Here is a 17,547-nt window from a genome sequence, read left to right as displayed (position 1 = left end):
TTAATATTCCACTGGGAAGCTCAACTGGACTGCACCACCTTGTGGAGATACACCTTTTAGGCGTACAATATTGCGTTGTGTTGTACCCAATGCAGATTCCACATCGTCGACACTGTTGACCGCTTTTCCATTGACTTCTGTGATCACCAATCCTCTTTCGACACCAAAGTAGTCAAATATACCACCACGGTTCACTTGTGTTACCACAACACCAGAGTTTACGCCCAGTTCTTTCTTCTTCGCGGCAGAAGCAGGAATAAAGCTTGCACCCAATTTATTGTAAATTTCAGTTGCACTTTTTGAAGCTTTTCCACTTGCACCGGAAGCTGATTTTAGAGACTCTTCACCTTTCAAGGTCAACGACACCTGTTTTTCTTTACCGTCGCGTTTGAAGGTAATATTTACTTTATCACCCGGACGCAGACGGCCGATCGTTTCACTTAATACCGGAGAGCCGGTGATGGTCTTACCGTTGATCTTAGTCAAGATATCACCTTTTTTGATGCCTGCAGCTTCAGCAGCACCACTACCGACCACATCCTGAACATACAATCCGTCAACATCCGTAAAACCTTTTTCTTTTGCTAATTCCGGTGATATCTCAGAGTAAGTAACACCGATATAACCACGTTTTACATTACCAAACTCAACAAAATCATCCACTATCTTTTTCACCAGATTAACCGGAATCGCAAAACCGTATCCTGCATATACACCTGTTGGTGACGCAATAGCTGAGTTGATACCGATCAATTCACCTGAGGCATTTGTCAAAGCACCGCCACTATTCCCTTTATTGATCACAGCATCAGTTTGGATAAAAGACTCAATAGCCGAACTCGCAAGGGGCTGCTCTGCTCCGCCACCAAATGGATTACCACGTTGTTGTTGCCCTTCACTCAAAATACCGATCTGACGACCTTTTGCACTGATAATACCAGCAGTTACTGTCGATTGAAGTCCTAGCGGATAGCCGAAGGCCAGTACCCATTCCCCCACATTCACATTATCTGAGTTACCTAATTTCACAACCGGAAGCCCTTTTGAAGCTACCTTCAATAACGCTAAATCTGTATTTGGATCACGGCCGATTAATTTTGCCTCAAATGTACGTTTGTCTGTCAGCACAACCTCGATCTTATCCGCATCCTCGACCACGTGATTATTGGTAACGATATAACCATCGTCCGAAATAATAACACCGGAACCCGAAGCCTGCACTGGCTGCGCCTGCATCTGACGACGTCCTCCACCCTGTGGCATACCAAAGAATTCTTCAAACATATCGAAAGGAGACCCTTGTGATTGTTGTGACCCCTTTCTGCTATATGTTGTCTTAATATGTACTACACCCGGAGCTACAGCGGCAGAAGCTTGTGTAAAATCAGGATTGCCTGTCGAAGACATCACTCCTGTAGGATTATTGGCAAAATAAACTTTCTGTTTGTCTTCGAAAGACATGCCATCGAATTTCTTATTCTCAATAAGCTTGTAACCACCTAATGCTACTGCTCCACCGAAAACAGCTGTTAATAGCGTTAAACCGACCTTATTCATAAACTTATCTATATTTTAAAATGTCTTAATATAAGCTGATAATTTTTGCTCTTAAAATTACCGATTTTATTCGGATATGTTCAAATGTAATACCATTTCAAGGCCTTCGGAAAATCCGGCACGTTAAAAAATGTTAATTGCTAGACAAATGCAATAATTTTAACAAATCTTAACTTTATAAGATTTTTTTGTAACAAAAAAACGTATTTTTGTTACTTCAAACCAACATAATGGCATCGAAAGTAAGATTTTCAAAATATCAGGGAGCGGGAAATGATTTCATTTTAGTGGACAATCGCAACAATTTATTTGACCGTGCGGACGAAGCGCTCGTAAAAAGGCTTTGTGACCGCAGATTTGGCATAGGTGCAGATGGGCTCATGCTACTTCAGGACAAAGAAAATTACGATTTTGAGATGATTTATTACAATGCAGATGGGCGTGAAGGCAGCATGTGCGGCAATGGTGGGCGCTGTATTGTCGCCTTTGCTCATGATTTAGGCATTATCACTGACAAAACTGCCTTTTTGGCAGTAGACGGTCCGCATCACGCCTTCTTATCCGAAGAACTTGTCAATCTACAGATGATCGATGTCAACGAATTTGGACGTGATGGGAATGCTTATATTCTGCAGACTGGCTCGCCACATTATGTTAGCTTTGTTACAAACCTAAAAGAAAAAAATGTTTTTCAGGACGGATACACAATCCGAAATAACGCGATCTACGCCCGAGATGGTATCAATGTCAATTTCATCGAGCAAGAGGAAAACGGCTATTTTCTACGTACATTTGAGCGAGGTGTAGAGGACGAAACTTACGCCTGCGGTACAGGCGCTACCGCAGCAGCAATGGCAGTAGCGTTAGAAACAAACTTACAAGGCGATATTCTTATCCCAATCCGCGTATTAGGTGGACAACTGTACATTTCCTTCCGTAGAGACGGAAATAGCTTTACAAATGTTTTTCTCAAAGGCCCTGCCCAATTTGTTTTTGAAGGGCTTTTTTAATATTGAGTAGTTCGTACTGAGATTCTCTGCACAAGCCTACGTCATACGAACGTTCTCTCTCCTCTTTTAATTTTAATTTTCACTTTTGACCTTATTTTATCGTATATTAGATACCTTTATTTACAAGGTCCGCTATTTTTAATGCAACAGTCAAAGTCATTTCCAGTATATAAAATCGTTTATTCTATTTGTGAGCACCCCTATCTTGGCTATCTCATTGAGCCACACATGGTCAAACTCAATCCGAACGGGACCTACTCACTACGATACCAACGTATATTTAGCAATACCGTAGATGCTTATGCCGCAGAATTGGATGAGGTAGATTATAAGCTGATCCGACTGCTCGACGATATCGAACAGACAAACCTCATCAAAAAATATTATAAAAAAGCAATCAGACCTGTAGATTTTTTCTCCAAAGTCTTTGACAAAAAACTCTATGACCTGCTGCGACCTAAGATTGATGAAAAGATGATTCAATTTTTTGAGTCTATCGGAGATAAACCACTCTTTATGATGAGCAAAGACGGTTACCCGGCAGATCAGGAAATAAAATTGGCGGCATCTGCTGCATCTATCTTATTTCATTTTCGTCGAAATGATGAGGAAACGCGTTATTTTCCAACCATAAAGTACGAAAACCAACGCTTGGAGTTTATGTTTAAGAATGCTATTGTTTTAACCAATGCACAGGCATGGCTAATTTTAAACAATACGTTATACTATTTTGATCAGGCGCTGGAAGGAAAGAAGCTGAGCCCCTTTCTCAATAAACGATACATTTCTGTGGGGAGAAGTACCGAAAAAAAATATTTTGAAACTTTTGTCTGTGGATTGATCGAACGTTACCATGTTTACGCCGAGGGTTTTGAAATACAAACACATCAACATCAGGCAATCCCCTTACTGCACTTGATCTATGTGGAAGATGGCGCTTCACAATTACAGTTGCAATTCAGATATGGCCCGCATACATTTACTGCAGGAGCGGAAAATAAAGTGACCGTCAGAATGGAATATAATGAGGAGAAAGACCAGTATATCTTCCATCGGGTCAAACGCTCTTTACAATGGGAAGAACAACAACAGGGGAATTTAAAAGCCCTGGGGCTGGAAGATATGGACCGTCAGCTGGGGTTGCTCGCCCCGTCTATTCAGTCCGGAAAACGGATCTCTGTATTTGACTGGATAAATAACCATCAAGAACAAATAAAAGCCTTGGGATTTGAAATCATACAAAACAGCGAACAGAAACGCTTTTTCATTGGCCACACTTCATTGGACATCGCTATTGATGAAGATAATGACTGGTTCGATATCAGCGCCATTGCCAAGTTCGGCCCATATGAAATCCCTTTTATAAATTTACGAAACCATATTCTAAACAATATCAAAGAATTTACCCTGCCAAATGGGGAAATCGCCATGATCCCTGAGGAATGGTTTGCCCAATACAACCATCTCTTTCAGTTTTCTGCCGATAGACATGAACTTAAATTGAACAAAGTGCATATCGGTCTGCTCTTTGAGATCAGCGAACACACCAAATTGGTTTTCAATCGTAAATTGCAAAATCTTGCGACGTTTGAGGAAATTGCAGATATTCCGGAACCAAAGCATTTTAAAGGAAATCTTCGACCCTATCAGAAAGCAGGCTATAACTGGTTTAACTTTCTAAAACAGTATAAATTCGGTGGCTGTCTCGCAGATGACATGGGATTGGGAAAAACCATACAAACTTTAGCCCTGTTGCAGCAACAAAAAGAGCAGCTTGCAGACCAGCAGGAAGTACACACTTCACTCCTGGTGTTACCAACATCCCTCGTTTACAATTGGCAAAAGGAAGCACACCAGTTTGCCCCACAACTTAAAATCCATTTGCATACCGGAAATAACCGTATTAAAGACGCCACACTATTTGCTAAGTATGACCTGGTTATTACAACTTATGGCATCGCGCGTATTGATGAGGATATACTGAGTAGCTTTTATTTCAATTACATTATCCTCGATGAAAGTCAGAATATTAAAAATCCGACCTCAAAATCATTTAAGGCCATAAAAAGTCTGAAGAGTAAAAATAAACTGGCTTTAAGCGGGACTCCTGTTGAAAACTCTGTTTCCGATCTTTGGGCACAAATGCATTTTACCAATCCAGGTTTATTGGGAAGTTACACCTACTTTCAAAAAGAATTTGTACAGCCCATTGAAAAGAAAAAGGATGAAGAAAAAGCACAACGTCTTCAGGCGATCGTCAAACCGTTTATCTTAAGACGTACAAAAGACCAGGTCGCAACAGAACTTCCTCCCAAAACAGAACAGGTACTGTATTGTGAAATGACCGATAAGCAATCGGAACTTTATGAAAAGGTCAAATCCGAGTATCGCAACGCCATTCTCGACGGGCAATTGGACAACAAGCCAAAATCAACCCAGATTGCTTTATTACAGGGATTGACCAAGCTTCGCCAGCTAGCCAATCACCCTAGAATGGTCGACGAGGACTTTATAGGTGATTCGGGAAAATTTGACGCTGTCATTGAAACCCTCGAAATGGTGATGCAACGAGGAAACAAGGTCCTTATTTTCTCCCAATTCGTCAAACAGCTTAATATCTTCAGGCAATATTTTGATAAAAAGGGAACAAACTATGCCTACTTAGATGGTGGAACTAAAAACCGCGACGAAGCCGTTAGCCAATTCCGCAAAAACAACAACACCAAACTTTTTCTGATATCAATCAAAGCCGGCGGTGTTGGTCTTAATCTGATCGAAGCAGATTATGTCTTTATATTGGATCCTTGGTGGAATCCTGCTGTAGAACAACAAGCAGTAGACCGCTCACATCGTATTGGACAGACACGCAATGTATTTATTTACAAATTTATTAGTAAAGATACCGTCGAAGAAAAAATATTGGCATTACAGAACCGGAAGAGATCCATTGCCCAAAGCCTCATAACAACAGAAGAAAGCTTTATAAAATCACTTTCTCAGGAAGATTTGCATGAGCTTCTGGCTTAATTTAACGTGCGATCAATTTTTGTATTCATTAATTTTCGACATATAGACCGAAGGGCGAATACCCGTAACACGCATAAAGATATTACTAAACGACGAAAGTTCATTGTAGCCAATGCGCATCGCAATTTCTAGGATAGAATAAGTGTTCTCAGCCATCAGTTCCAATGCTTTCGCAATGCGTATAGCTCTCAAAAAACGGATATAGCTAATCCCCATATCTTCCTTAAACAGCCGTGAAAGGGACCGGCTACTCATGCCAAATTGTGCCGCTACCTGCTCGATTGTAAAAGCTTGATCAATATTCGTGTTTAGATACCGCGCTATACGCCGAAGCTTTTCATTCTTAGGATAGGGATGTTGCATAGGGAAAGAGTCTATCGGCGGACTCATCTCCGGAATAATAGCCATCATCGCCCGTAATAAACAAAACTTTGAATAGTCGTTTTTTTTACTGATTCCACCTTCCCAATCCTGCGCAAACAAAAACATTTCCCGCATTAGGTCATTGCTCAGAAATATATTCGGCTCCAACATAACGGGGTGAACTCCCGACCGTTCTTTAAAGTAAAAACTATACAAGTGAATACGAGAACTAGAACTTTCCAGATGGTATATAGTATTTGCTGGAATCCACATATAAAACCGGCCCGGCAAATACCAATGCTTTGTAGCAGTAAACACATGTATAATACCACCGTCGGCATAAAGTAAGCGCGCTTTTTGGTGTATATATTCACGCGGATCAATCCGATCTACATGTGTATGACACACATAAAAGTCGTTTCGGTCGTCATCTATAGCCACCAGTTGTTCCTGTTCCATAATTTAAAATTACACTTTTTTCATTATATGGCGTAAATGAACAGATATCCGTCCGACTATACAAAACTAAATCTCCACCTCCGGCAGTATCTTTGTGCAAAGTTTCCCTCCATGCTCAAGCCTATACAGCGTATCCGGACGACCCTGATTCAACGGCAATTTGTCAGCCTACTCTGAAATTGCCGTTGAAACATTAGGAGTCAATCATCCAAACCGCAACCGGCAGATTAACTAGAGAATAGAAGGAAAAGCAATAAATATTCATAAAACAAGAATGGGTAAAGAAGAAAATAAAGACAGGACAAAAGGATTTAATAAAGTTTTAGTCGTATTTGCCGTGGTCCTGCTCCTTGTCGGAATCGGTATTTTGGGCAAACATCTGTTATTTACAAGTCAACATGTAACGACAAACGATGCTCAGGTTGATCAATATGTAACGCCAGTAGCAAGTCGAATATCAGGCTTTGTGAAGGAGGTCAGGTTTGAAGAAAATCAATATGTACATCGTGGAGACACATTATTGCGCATAGACGCCAGCGAGTATCAGACCAAAGTAGATATGGCGAATGCCGAACTTCGAAGTAGTCAGCGGAATGCCGAAGTGATCGCCAAAAGCGCAAATGTCACCGCCACTAGCATTTCCGTCCAAAAAGCAAGATTAGAAGCAGCCAAAGTAAGTGTGTGGCAAACTGAACAAGATTACAGGCGATTTAAAAATTTGTATGAAGCAGATGCCGCAACCAGGCAACAATACGATAATGCCAAGGCAGCGTACGACATTTCTCTGGCTCAGCTCAATGCCATTCAGGAAGAATACAACTCGGCACAATTAAATACAAGTAAAGAAAAAGCTAGCGAACTACCTGCCAGAGCCAATATTGATATTAAAAAAGCAGCAAAAAACAATGCCGAAGTCTTCCTGTCCTATACCGTAGTGACGGCACCCTATGACGGTTTTGTTGGGAAGAAAACGATCCAACCGGGCCAATTTGTTAAAGAAGGACAGACTTTAGTTAATGTCGTCAGCGAAGAGAAATGGATTAACGCAAATTTTAGAGAAACACAATTAGCGGACCTGAACGAAGGAACCGAAGTTACCATACAGGTAGACGCTTTTCCGAAATTACATCTGAAAGGAAAAATTCATTCTTTTTCTCCGGCATCAGGATCCAGATTTTCGGTCATACCTCAGGATAATGCAACCGGAAACTTCGTTAAAATCGAGCAACGCATACCGATCAAAATTGTTTTTGCACCAAAACAGGATTTGACAAAACTACGTGCAGGAATGAATGTCGTGGTACATGCAGCCCACCAATCCTAACTATTCATGAGTTCAAGCAAATCTTTATATTACAGCTGGGTTCCCGAATGGCTTAAACTTCCCATGATGATTTTGGCCATGTTTCCACATTTGATGCTGATGTCCCTGTTTCATTCGAACACCGCTTTTACCGCTTCGACATTAGCAATCGAAATGGAAGATATTCAGTATTTTCTTTCATTGATGTATGGTGCTATTGTCGTAGCGCTGTTGATATTTCAACGGCTATTTGCCTTCTTTCGGGTAAGGACATATATCCTGCTGACCTGTACCGTATCCATCCTCATTTTATTGGCCATTTCTATGACCAGAGATCCCTTCCTCATTGCCGTGCTTCGAGTGATCGAGGGTATTTTCTGTGTACTTGAAGGCGCCTGTTTTCTTCCTTTGTTGATGATGCAGATCAGGCATTCCAAAAGCCGCATCATTGCTTATTTCTTCTTGTATACTTTTATGCTTACGGGCGGAACAATAACGACATCCCTCTTAAAAGAAAGTATTATGGATTATGGTTGGGAGGATATGATTCATGTTGTGCTCTATTGGCATTTGATGGTCATCGCGATTGCTTTACTACTTTTGAACAACAAGAGATTAAGCCGGAAATTCCCACTTTATCAATTGGATCTGGCTAGTTGTCTCTTTCTACTGCTTTCGTTAAGCTGTGGAGCATATGTGTTGATTTATGGCCGTAAATATTATTGGCTCGAACATAACGCGATCGCAATTAACCTTGCGCTTTTCCTGATTTTCGGAGCGCTTTTTATGATCAAACAATATCTCGTAAGAAGACCACTGTTTCATTTTGAAATTTTGAGCTATAAGAACGTTATTTTTGGCGTGATCCTATTTTTTCTATTTTATCTGATCCGGAGCAGCCTCAACAACGTTTACACTGTCATGTCCAATGTGTGGCGATGGCCCTGGCATTACATTGTCGACATCCAATACATTAATGTACTGGGGACCATAGTGGGAGTAGGTAGCTCAGGAATACTTTTATTACGCGATGTATCACCCAAATACATCTTCGGACTGGGCTTCCTGATATTGACCACATCCTGCTTTTTGTTTGTCCCCACGTTTTATCCCGATACCACAGTTTGGGCGATAGGCCTTCCGCTATTTATTCAGGGAATCGGACAGGGCTGGCTCTTTACGCCACTTGTGATCTATATTATAACAGGGGTTGCCCCACATCATGCGGGCAATGCGGGTTTAATGGGCACGACCGTTAGATTCTGGAGCACCAATATTGGTTTTGCGCTGATTCAGAACATCAGTTACACCTTAAATCAAAAACATTTTATCCAGATCGAACAACACTTAAATACGAGTAATCCGATCACAGTCACCTATTGGAGCGCTCTGGTCGAAAAATACTTGGGGACATCCGGTGAGCAATTGGCAACGAATCTTGCCAGTAAAAGTCTTCAGACAACAATTAGCCAGCAGGCATCCCTGATCAGCAATATGGAGATCTTTACCTATCTCGGGATATTGGGTGGTGCCATTACCTTGATCATTTTTCTATTTGCCCCCGCCAAGGCACTGTTCATGCGGTTGAGAATACCATATTTATAAAAAAAGCTGTTGCAATTCAATGCAACAGCTTTCCTTTACGGTATATTTTTTAGCCACTAGGCGTTAAACGCTAGAAGAGCCTTCTTTATACGCTCTATAACTTCGTCCTGACCGAGTAATTCAACGATTTGAAATACATCGGGACCAAACTTACCACCGACCAGCATAATCCGGAATGGCATCATCAATTCCCCCATCTTCATTCCTGAGTTCTGAATCGCTTCTTTAAAAAATGCCTCGAGCTCAGCTGCTTTCCAATCCGAAAAGCCTTCAAACGACGGGATGATATTTTCAAAAAATGCTGTCTTCTCCGCAGACCATTTTGGTTTTACGGCATTCAGATCGTATTCAACAGGCTGTACAAAAAAGAAAGCAGCTTGTCCCCAGAAATCTTCGACAAAAGTTAAACGCTCTTTGACTGCTGCCAATACGCGGTTTACATAACCTTCTTCCGCTTCTATTTGATGATGAGCTAACACCTCCTTGATCTGAGGGAATAAAGAATCGCTCGAAGAACGTTTAATCCATTCGTGATTGAACCATTTTGCTTTCTCAAAATCAAATTTTGCTCCGGCTTTGCTAATGCGCTCGACGCTGAACTTTTGAATCAGTTCCTCCAACGAGAATAATTCCTGTTCAGTACCGTCATTCCAGCCCAATACACCAAGCATATTGACAAAAGCCTCAGGCAAGAAACCCATTTCACGGAAACCCTTTGTCGTATCACCAGATTTGACATCCGTCCAGTTCATGGCATAAACAGGGAAGCCCAAACGGTCACCATCACGTTTACTTAATTTTCCATTACCATCAGGTTTAAGGATCAGCGGAAGATGTGCCCATTGCGGCATGTGCTCACCCCATCCCAAATATTCCCACAACAGAATATGGATCGGTGCCGAAGGCAACCATTCTTCACCACGGAAGACATGGGATATCTCCATTGCCTTATCATCCACAACAACAGCTAAATGGTAAGTAGGCATTCCATCAGCTTTAAGCAATACCTTATCATCGACAAGGTTGGTATCAAAGGCAACTTTCCCACGGATCATATCCGTGAATGATACAGTTTCCTCCGTAGGGATCTTTATCCGGATGGTATGCGGTGTTCCCGCATCCAGTAATCGTTGTGTTTCAGCCTCGCTTAAGCTCAAAGAATTACGCAATTGCAACCTGTTTTCATGGCTATAACGGAAATTAGGCTGTAGCTTACGCTGCTCTTCCAATTCCTCAGCTGTATCGAATGCGTAATAAGCGTATCCATTATCGATCAACTGTTCTGCATATTTGCGGTAAGATGGCTTTCGTTCACTTTGACGGTAAGGGCCATATTGACCACCTTGCAACGGACTTTCATCTGGGGTCAGGCCACACCAAGCTAGACATTCGTTAATATACTCCTCCGCTCCCGGGACAAAACGAGTTTGGTCCGTATCCTCGACACGTAAAATAAAATCTCCCTGATGCTGACGTGCATAGAGAAAATTAAACAAAGCTGTACGTACTCCTCCAAGGTGAAGACCACCAGTAGGGCTCGGTGCAAAGCGCACTCTTACTCTTCTTTCTGAACTCATGTCGCAAAATTACCACAAAATTTTTGATTTGGATAACAGGATGACTTCTAAGGTAAAATAAAAGTGCATAAAACAGACATTTATTCATTAATTTGCAGTTGAGTACAAAATACGGAATCATGAAACCCTCTCAGATAAGCCAACAACGCTGGAAATTTATTTTACTCATCTTTGCGGCGATCATTGCCATCGCATCCTTGGTTTATACCAATTATCTTGTCCGGAATCTCGCACACGCCGAACGTTCCAAGGCTGAAGTATGGGCAATGAGTACCAAAAATATCATGACCATGCCCGATGTGGACGATGAATTCATTACATTCATCTATGCTGTCAGAGATAGTTTAAATCTACCTGCAATCATCACCGACGATAAAGACGATATCATTTTCTGGCGCAATCTGGATTCCACCAAGACCAATATCAAGCCTATCCATAATGACAGTGTTACAAAGCATCTGGATTATGATCCAATTTATTTCCAGAAACAGCTTGCCTTTATGAAAAAAAGTCATCCGCCCATTACCCTGGAATTGGAAAATGGTCAAAAATGGCATGTATACTATAAAGACTCTTGGTTTTTGCAACAGCTACGGGTATTTCCTTATGTTCAGTTATCCCTTATTGCCCTCTTTCTGATTATTGCTTATACCGTTTTCAATTCCATTCGAAAATCCGAGCAGAACCTTGTCTGGGTGGGGCTAACAAAAGAGGCTGCCCATCAATTGGGGACTCCCATATCTTCATTAATGGGCTGGCTGGAGCTAATTCGTATCAAATTTGATGCTGAGGAAGACGATACGCTGAATGAAATGGAAAATGATATTAAACGATTGGAGATTGTCGCCGATCGTTTTTCAAAAATAGGTTCAACCCCAGTGCTGACCAATCACAACCTCTATGAGGTCATCAAAAATTACATGGATTATTTCCGGATACGGACAAGTAATAAAATTACATTCGAATTAACGGGAGATACCCATGTAGAGGCCAAACTTAATATTCCACTCTTCGACTGGATTATCGAAAATTTATTGAAAAACGGCGTAAATGCAATTGGCACAGAAGGAAAGATAATTGTTAATATTTCAGAAAATATTGCGAAAGAAGAAATTTTTGTAGACATTAGTGATACGGGCAAAGGAATTCCAAGGTCAAATTTTGAATCTGTCTTCCAGCCGGGTTTTACAACACGTAAAAGAGGTTGGGGTCTTGGCCTTAGCTTAACCAAACGAATGGTGCGGTATCACCAAGGACAAATCTTTGTTAAAGAATCTGAAATAGGTAAAGGAACAACATTTCGAATAATCTTAAAAAGCAACTTAAAATATGAAGCCACTCAAATCTGACGAATATCCGGCAGTATATGCTCCCTATATTGAGACTGTAGTCGATAACGTATTAGATGTATTGGAAGAACAAACACTCTCTTTTCCAGCATTTCTGGATACCATTCCAGAAGAAAGAGGTAATTTCAAATATGCCGAAGACAAATGGACAATCAAAGAAGTAGTTGGTCATGTTATTGACAATGAGCGTATCATGGCTTACCGTGCACTACGATTTTCACGCAACGACCTGAAAGAGCTGGCCGGTTATGATCAAGACTATTTCATCCAACACTCCCGTTACAATGACCGTACATTGGAAAGCCTAAGCAAAGAGTTTACTTACCTGCGCAAAGCAAACCTGATGTTATTCAATAGCTTCAACGATGCGGAGTTAGAACGTAAGGGCATGGCGTCAGAACGTCTGACCAGTGTCAAGGCATTATTATATGTGATTGCTGGACATCTTAATCACCATCGGATTATTATTCAGGAACGTTATTTAAACTCAGACGATGTCAAAAATTTGGTTTCAGCCTTACAGCATTGAGGAAATAAATGTCTTTTTCAATAAATACCTATCCGGTTTATTGGAAATCAGCGCCACCGAAATAGATGACAACAGCATTACGGCAACCATGCCCGTCACAGATAATGTGAAACAACCTCATGGCATCCTACATGGTGGTGCATCCGTGGTGCTAGCAGAATCTTTAGGAAGCATTGCATCTAATCTGGTCGTCGACCCAGATAAATATCGCGGTGTAGGACTTGAAGTCAATGCAAATCACATCCGCCCAGTAAGCAGTGGAAATATTACGGCAAAATGCAGCCCAATTCATATTGGCCGATCGACACATATCTGGGAGATAAAAATGTATGACCGCTTCAATAAGTTGAATTGTATCTCAAGACTTACAGTAGCTATCGTGCCAAAATAAGTCCGGGTTTGCTAACTCGATTTACCAACCCATGTAATTCGAGATCAACAATATTAACAAGCAAAGAAGAATAATTTTCACAATTTATTCTTCTTTTTTTTGCCAAATAATTATCAGAATCCCGCTTTATTTATTTCCGATATTCAAGAAAATTAAGTAGTCTTGTAAGATGGATATTTTAAAAATCAACAAAAATAGCATGCAATCGTTTGTCTAAAGCTATTTTTTACTGAATGGACAAATCCGTGAACGATAACTTAACTAAATATATAAAATAAAACATGACCACTAATCCTAACGTTGGTAAAACAGCTTTTCGCCCTATGGCCATTTGCTGTGGATTATTTTTTATCCTCGGTTTTATTACCTGGGCAAACGGAACGTTAATTCCGTTCTTAAAGATTGCTTGTAATTTAGAAACAGACTTGCAAGCATTTTTTGTAACCTTCGCATCTTATATTGCTTATTTTTTTCTGGCACTTCCAAGTTCAGTTATTATAAAAAAAATTGGCTTCCAAAATGGCCTGGTAGTCAGTCTTGTTATATTAGGTTTGGGATCCTTGATTTTCATCCCTGCGGCCGATAGCAGAAGTTATGGGTTATTTTTAACGGGGATATTTATTCAGGGATCGGGTATGGCCTTACTTCAAACCGCTGTCAATCCATATTTAAGTATTATTGGCCCAATAGATAGTGCTGCACAACGGATCTCTATAGCGGGATTCTTTAATAAATCCGCAGGAATTATCGTACCCATATTATTTGGAACACTCTTTTTAAAAGACGCACAAAATGTGACGGCTAAATTAGAAGCTACAGCAGATCTAGTGCAAAAAAATGCAATTTTAGATGACCTCCTCCAACGCGTTCACACGCCTTACATCTCCCTTGCTATAATCTTTGTTGCATTCGCAATTTTCTTAAAATTCACACATCTTCCTGAAGTCGACGTTGATGCAGAAGAAGAAAGTGGCGAAGAAAATGGTAATGTCATAGTGAAAAAGACCTCGATCTTTCAGTTCCCACATCTATTCTTAGGGGCACTCGCCATTTTCTTTTGTGTTGCTGTTGAAGTAATGGCGGGAGATATCATTGGTGTCTACGCACGTGAGCTAAAAGTAGATCCGTTCTTTACAACATATGCCACAGCTTTTACACTTTCGTGTATGCTGATCGGGTACATTATCGGTATCATCTCGATTCCTAAATATGTATCTCAACAAATGGCACTACGAATCTGTACCATTATAGGAATTACATTTACACTTATATCTGTTTTCACAACCGGAACCACATCATTCGTGTTTGTTGCCTTATTAGGAATTGCAAACTCCTTAATGTGGCCTGCGATTTTCCCACTAGGAATCAAAGGGCTAGGAAAATTCACAAAAACTGGATCGGCCATTATGATTATGGGAATCGCAGGTGGTGCTATTTGGCCTCTAGTCTATGGTTATTTAAAAGATCACTTGCATATTGATTTCCAACATGCGTTCCTTTATGCTATGATTCCCGGATATTTATATATCATGTACTTTTCAATAGCTGGTCATAAAATTGGGAAAAAAGCTTAATACAAATACCGAAGAATTTCACAAAAAGGGGCATCTAAAAATAGATGCCCTTTTTTGTGAAATTCTTCCTATTTTTAAGAGATAAATCCAAGTTCAGTTACAGCACGGATTTCTCGATTACAGATCATGCGACGTGTTTTTATACAAAAAAAGCATTAGCTATTAATTAGCAAAATTCTATATTCATAAATCACCGGGCTAATTGGCCCAAAAAAGTAATTATCGAACAAATGAAAAAGAAATTCTTTGCCATTGCATTTGCAGCAGCCTTAATGTTTACTGCCAATGCATCCTTTGCCCAGTTAAAATTACCGGCAGCAAGTAGTGCCCAAACAGTTACACAGGGATTAGGGATTGAAAATGTAACCCTCAACTACAGCCGTCCGAGCATGAATGGCCGTAAAATCTTTGGTGACCTGGTACCTTATAATGAGGTATGGCGTACAGGCGCCAATACCAATACAACGTTGACCTTTGAAGGTGATGTTACAATCAACGGCAATAAACTCGCTGCTGGGACCTATGCGCTATTCACCATCCCTAACAAGAACGAGTGGACTGTAATTATCAGCAAGAATACCAAGCAATGGGGTGCCTACACCTATAATCAGTCTGAAGATGCACTTCGTTTCAATGTTAAACCACAGAATTTAAGCAGTCCGGTCGAAACATTTACGATTTCTTTCGACAATGTCACACCAACAGATGCTGTATTAAGTCTTGCATGGGAGAAAACAGCAATAAAAGTTGATCTTAAAGTCAATCAACAGGCAAAAATCATCGCTTCCATTGAAGAAGCAATGAAAGGTGAGAAAAAGCCTTATTTCGCTGCTGCCCAATATTATTTCAACAATAATATAGACGAGAAGAAAGCATTAGCTTGGTTTGACGAAGCGGCGAAAGCACAGCCTAAAGCAGCCCATGTGTTGTACTGGAAGGCGAAAGCGCAACTCAAAGCCGGCGATAAGAAAGGTGCCATAGAAACAGCTACGAAAGGTGTCGAAGTTGCTACTGAGGGTAAAAATAGCGAATACATCAAATTGAATACGCAGATTATCAATGCGGCAAAAAAATAAAGCAGTAATAATCGGATAAGAAAATGGGGGGATCCAAAAGATTGGAATCCCCCCATTTTTCGTTATTTATATTTGTGAGCCTATCCTCAAACATTCAATGGGCAAGGAGCTCGCTTTTACCCTTGGCCGACTTCACTTCTATAACTCATCTTTCAGCAGTTGTTCCAATTCTTCGGGCGAGACATTCATGTTCACATTGCCGTCCTTTGCAAAAGATATCTCTCCGGTTTCTTCAGAGACAATGACCGCTATAGCATCAGAGATTTCCGTCACCCCGATCGCCGCCCGGTGCCGCAAGCCAAATTGTAGCGGTAAATCCTCACTATCCGAAAGAGGCAATACACAGGAAGCCGTCATAATTTTAAAATCGACGATTACTACCGCACCATCATGCAAAGGGCTATTTTTATGGAAGATGCTCTCGATTAAACGTTTCGAAATGTGGGCGTCAATATATTCGCCGCTGCTCTGATAGTATTCCTCATCAAAATATTTTGAGAAAACCAATAGCGCCCCGGTTCGCGTACGCGACATGCTTCTACAAGCCTCCACAACCGGCCTTAAATCCTCGGTCAGGTCCTTCTGTATCGCTTTTTTATTTCCCAAAAAAGACCAGAAAACCTTTTTTCGCTTCATCGATATGTTCTTGCCCACATGCAGCAAAAAACGCCTGATTTCCTGCTGGAATACAACAATAAGCGCTATGGACCCAACGGATATAAATCCGCCGAATATCTCGGTCAATAGACGCATGTGCATCTGTTTGACGACAATATAAACCCCATAAAATAAAGCTACACCGATCAGGATATTCACTGCAATGGTACCCCGAATCAGACTATAGATATAGTAGATAATAATCGCCACCAATATAATATCGATAACGTCCAATAGGCGAAAGCCACTAAACAAGCTATAATCGATTCCATCCATATATGCAAGTTAAAAAAAAATAGATATTATTCGTATTTTTACCCTATAACATACAGGAAAAATGACTAGACTTTCAGTAAATATCAATAAAATCGCAACACTCAGAAATTCAAGAGGAGGCAATAATCCTAATCTTGTGGCTGCTGCATTAGCCTGCGAACGTTTTGGAGCGCAGGGTATCACTGTCCATCCAAGACCGGACGAAAGGCACATCCGCTACCAGGATGTATTTGATTTAAAAGCCGAAATTCAGACCGAACTCAATATCGAAGGCAATTGTCAGGAACAGAAATTCATTGATCTTGTTCTGGCCAACAAACCCGCCCAGGTAACCTTGGTCCCAGATGCTGAAGGGCAGTTGACCTCCAATCATGGCTGGGATACGATCAAAAACAAAGCCTACTTAAAGGACATGTGCCAATTGTTCAAAGATGCAGGTATACGTGTTTCGATCTTTGTGGACCCCGTTGAAGAGATGGTCGAGGCAGCAGCAGAAACAGGTACAGATCGCATCGAGTTATATACAGAAGGCTTCGCGAGCGAATATGGTTTTGATAAAGATGCCGCCATCAGCCCCTATTTCAAAGCTGCACTGAAAGCGCGCGAAGTCGGATTAGGACTGAATGCCGGTCATGACCTTGATTTAAACAACCTCCAGTATTTTAATCAGCATATACCTGAATTACTGGAAGTCAGCATTGGCCATGCCTTAATTTCAGACGCGCTATACCTTGGACTTGAAGAAACAATCAAACGCTATCTTGCCTGCTTAAAATAAACGATGCGATGAAGGC

At 40.9% G+C, this 17,547-nt stretch carries 14 protein-coding genes; 10 read left to right on the top strand and 4 right to left on the bottom strand.

The window, feature by feature from the left end:
* Positions 1-1,557, bottom strand: a complete 1,557-nt coding sequence (locus HMAT_RS15115; protein ID WP_199768677.1) for a Do family serine endopeptidase — start codon at positions 1,555-1,557, stop codon at positions 1-3.
* Positions 1,558-1,787: 230 nt separating this feature from the next.
* On the opposite strand from HMAT_RS15115, the gene dapF reads away from it, so the two are divergent.
* Positions 1,788-2,567: a diaminopimelate epimerase gene (dapF, locus tag HMAT_RS15110; RefSeq protein WP_104383686.1), complete on the top strand. Its 780-nt coding sequence runs from the start codon at positions 1,788-1,790 to the stop codon at positions 2,565-2,567.
* A 141-nt stretch (positions 2,568-2,708) separates the two neighbouring features.
* Positions 2,709-5,594 carry a DEAD/DEAH box helicase gene (locus HMAT_RS15105; protein WP_104383685.1) on the top strand — a complete coding sequence of 962 codons (2,886 nt, stop codon included), beginning with the start codon at positions 2,709-2,711 and terminating at the stop codon, positions 5,592-5,594.
* A gap of 12 nt (positions 5,595-5,606) precedes the next feature.
* Here HMAT_RS15105 and HMAT_RS15100 read toward each other — a convergent pair whose 3' ends face one another.
* The gene (locus tag HMAT_RS15100) at positions 5,607-6,416 is read right to left on the bottom strand and encodes an AraC family transcriptional regulator (protein WP_104383684.1); all 810 of its coding nucleotides are present in this window, start codon (positions 6,414-6,416) and stop codon (positions 5,607-5,609) included.
* Positions 6,417-6,690: 274 nt separating this feature from the next.
* On the opposite strand from HMAT_RS15100, the gene HMAT_RS15095 reads away from it, so the two are divergent.
* Both HMAT_RS15095 and HMAT_RS15090 read left to right on the top strand, forming a co-directional pair.
* Positions 6,691-7,740: an HlyD family secretion protein gene (locus HMAT_RS15095; protein ID WP_104383683.1), complete on the top strand. Its 1,050-nt coding sequence runs from the start codon at positions 6,691-6,693 to the stop codon at positions 7,738-7,740.
* 6 nt (positions 7,741-7,746) lie between these two features.
* On the top strand, positions 7,747-9,324 hold the full coding sequence (locus tag HMAT_RS15090; RefSeq protein ID WP_158655895.1) for an MFS transporter: 1,578 nt from the start codon (positions 7,747-7,749) through the stop codon (positions 9,322-9,324).
* Between the two features lie 56 nt (positions 9,325-9,380).
* Here HMAT_RS15090 and gltX read toward each other — a convergent pair whose 3' ends face one another.
* Entirely contained in the window at positions 9,381-10,901 is a 1,521-nt protein-coding gene (gltX, locus tag HMAT_RS15085; protein WP_104383681.1) for a glutamate--tRNA ligase, read from the bottom strand.
* A gap of 119 nt (positions 10,902-11,020) precedes the next feature.
* On the opposite strand from gltX, the gene HMAT_RS15080 reads away from it, so the two are divergent.
* From HMAT_RS15080 to HMAT_RS15060, 5 genes are all read left to right on the top strand, one after another.
* Positions 11,021-12,250 (top strand): HAMP domain-containing sensor histidine kinase, encoded by a 1,230-nt coding sequence (locus tag HMAT_RS15080; protein ID WP_104383680.1) that lies wholly within the window; start codon positions 11,021-11,023, stop codon positions 12,248-12,250.
* On the top strand, positions 12,231-12,779 hold the full coding sequence (locus HMAT_RS15075; protein ID WP_104383679.1) for a DinB family protein: 549 nt from the start codon (positions 12,231-12,233) through the stop codon (positions 12,777-12,779). The genes HMAT_RS15080 and HMAT_RS15075 overlap by 20 nt, the downstream gene beginning before the upstream one ends.
* On the top strand, positions 12,745-13,170 hold the full coding sequence (locus HMAT_RS15070; protein ID WP_104383678.1) for a hotdog fold thioesterase: 426 nt from the start codon (positions 12,745-12,747) through the stop codon (positions 13,168-13,170). Before HMAT_RS15075 ends, HMAT_RS15070 begins: the two co-directional genes overlap by 35 nt.
* Before the next feature lie 281 nt (positions 13,171-13,451).
* The gene (locus HMAT_RS15065) at positions 13,452-14,744 is read left to right on the top strand and encodes a sugar MFS transporter (RefSeq protein WP_104383677.1); all 1,293 of its coding nucleotides are present in this window, start codon (positions 13,452-13,454) and stop codon (positions 14,742-14,744) included.
* A gap of 230 nt (positions 14,745-14,974) precedes the next feature.
* A complete protein-coding gene (locus HMAT_RS15060; RefSeq protein WP_104383676.1) occupies positions 14,975-15,820 on the top strand; it encodes a DUF2911 domain-containing protein in 846 nt (281 codons plus the stop codon).
* A 138-nt stretch (positions 15,821-15,958) separates the two neighbouring features.
* Here HMAT_RS15060 and cdaA read toward each other — a convergent pair whose 3' ends face one another.
* Positions 15,959-16,753 carry a diadenylate cyclase CdaA gene (gene cdaA / locus HMAT_RS15055; protein WP_181390572.1) on the bottom strand — a complete coding sequence of 265 codons (795 nt, stop codon included), beginning with the start codon at positions 16,751-16,753 and terminating at the stop codon, positions 15,959-15,961.
* A gap of 61 nt (positions 16,754-16,814) precedes the next feature.
* Here cdaA and HMAT_RS15050 point away from each other — a divergent pair, with 61 nt between their 5' ends.
* A complete protein-coding gene (locus HMAT_RS15050; RefSeq protein WP_104383675.1) occupies positions 16,815-17,531 on the top strand; it encodes a pyridoxine 5'-phosphate synthase in 717 nt (238 codons plus the stop codon).
* Positions 17,532-17,547 lie beyond the last annotated feature (16 nt).

The organism is Sphingobacterium sp. HMA12, assembly GCF_002933815.1.
In the GTDB taxonomy this organism is placed as follows: domain Bacteria; phylum Bacteroidota; class Bacteroidia; order Sphingobacteriales; family Sphingobacteriaceae; genus Sphingobacterium.
This window is presented reverse-complemented; position numbering and strand designations above follow the sequence as displayed.